Here is a 1,115-nt window from a genome sequence, read left to right as displayed (position 1 = left end):
TGGACTTCAACGTGGAGTTGGTCTCGCCGTACGGCGGGCGGAACAGCTTGGGCGCCGAGCCGGTGGCCTGCTGGATGGCCTGCTGGGTCCGCTGCAGCTCGGACTGGATCTGCGAGCTGCCCATCTGGGGCAGGTGGGGGTGGGTGTAGCTGTGGTTGCCGACCCACATGCCCGCGTCCACCTGGGCGCGGACCAGGGACGGGTTGGCGGCGGCGTTCTGGCCGATGTTGAAGAACGTGGCCCGCAGGCCGTTGGCCTTCAACGTGTTGAGCAGGTTCGTGGTGTTGCTGGGGTTCGGGCCGTCGTCGTAGGTCAGCCCGACGTACCCGCCGCTACAGTCGGCCGCCTGCGCGGCCGTGGCGGACAGGGTAACGGTCGCGAGCGCCGCTGTGACGACGCCCGCGAGCGCCGTGGCGAGCATCTTGCGTAAGCCTGCACGTCTTCCCATGGGCACGGCGCTGTCGGCCATCTCTTGCTCCTCCGATCGCGGGAGGGCCGGACGGTGCTGTCCACCGGTGGGTGAGCACCGCCCGGCCCAGGGGTTCGCCGGGGCATCATTCTGGGGAACGAGACTGAAACATGTCAAAGATTCCCAGAAACATTTCAAGTGCTGAGCCCCTTAGATGCCCGTTGAGCTGCCGAAATATCGGATGAAGTTTTCATGGCGACGGTTCGATTGGGACAGTCTCCAGCCTGTGAGTAGACGCGACGGCCGTGCGGCGGGGAGGTAAGCCCTTCCCGCCGCACGGCCGGTGTCAGACGATCGCCGTCGCGCTGTCCGTCAGGACGCGCTGCAGGTCAACGTCGGCGTGGCGGCGGTGCCGTTGGCGACGAAGCCGAAGGTGGTGGAGGCGCTCGCGCCCAGGGTGCCGTTCCACGATTCGTTGCGCACGCTGACGGAGGAGCCGGAGCCGGACTGCAGGCCTCCCCACAGCTGGCTGACGGACTGGGAGCCGGGCCAGCTCCAGGTCACCGTCCAGCCTCTGATGGCCGAACTGCCCGCGCGCACCGTCACGCTGGACTGGAACCCGCCGCCCCAGGAGTTGACGGTCTGCATCGTCGCCGTGCAACCGCCCGGTCCCGCCGTGGGCGTGAGCGTGGGGCTGGGGCTGGGG

At 68.4% G+C, this 1,115-nt stretch carries 2 protein-coding genes; both read right to left on the bottom strand.

The features are described 5' to 3' along the window. Positions 1-448: polysaccharide deacetylase family protein (locus AAH991_RS40070; RefSeq protein WP_346231183.1), on the bottom strand; the 448-nt coding region annotated here is incomplete at its 3' end. A 333-nt stretch (positions 449-781) separates the two neighbouring features. After that, positions 782-1,115, bottom strand: a 334-nt coding sequence (locus AAH991_RS40065; protein ID WP_346231182.1) for a cellulose binding domain-containing protein, incomplete at its 5' end; no start/stop codon positions are given.

Source organism: Microbispora sp. ZYX-F-249, assembly GCF_039649665.1.
In the GTDB taxonomy this organism is placed as follows: domain Bacteria; phylum Actinomycetota; class Actinomycetes; order Streptosporangiales; family Streptosporangiaceae; genus Microbispora; species Microbispora maris.
Note: the sequence above shows the minus strand (reverse complement) of the source record. Positions and strands in the feature narration are given on the sequence as shown.